Origin of the sequence: Pseudomonas onubensis (assembly GCF_965653655.1) — a bacterium.
Classification (GTDB): Bacteria; Pseudomonadota; Gammaproteobacteria; order Pseudomonadales; family Pseudomonadaceae; genus Aquipseudomonas.
The window spans coordinates 1-470 of sequence record NZ_CBFHAZ010000246.1 but is presented as its reverse complement, the minus strand read 5'-3'; the positions used below and the strand labels follow the sequence as shown (position 1 = coordinate 470).

General features: G+C 51.5%; 1 protein-coding gene. It reads right to left on the bottom strand.

The window, feature by feature from the left end:
• Positions 1-470 (bottom strand): condensation domain-containing protein (locus ACTD9P_RS29800; protein WP_438870442.1); only part of this gene is annotated, 470 nt, incomplete at both ends.

Below are 470 nucleotides of genomic sequence, written 5' to 3'. Positions count from 1 at the left end.
GATGAGGAACCCGTCTCATCATGTCTTTTACCGTCTTTATGCGGTGCGCGGTTGTTTCCCCTGAGCCGTCCGGCACTCTCATATCCAAAAGCACCGGGTAAACAGATGTAAACCAGCCCGCCGTTCTTGACATATCAATGTCAGGAATATGCCCCTGGCGTCCGTGTCCTTCAGTGCTGATAAGGATCTGTTCGGAACCCGTCCACTCATGAAGCGTCATTCCAAGCGCCGTTAAAAGCAATTCATGAACATCCGTTCCGTACGCCTGCTGTGTTTCCATCAGCAGCTGCTTCGTGACTTCGCTGCTTAATATCCATGATGCAGTGCGCGCGTTTTCCTGCAATCGTCCGGCGTTTTCATCAGTTATTTTCGGCAGCGGCGCTGTTTCACCAGACATCACGCTGTCCCAGTATGCGGCTTCCTCCAGCAATGCTTTGCTCTTGGAAATGTCAAAAAGCTCTTCGGCATAC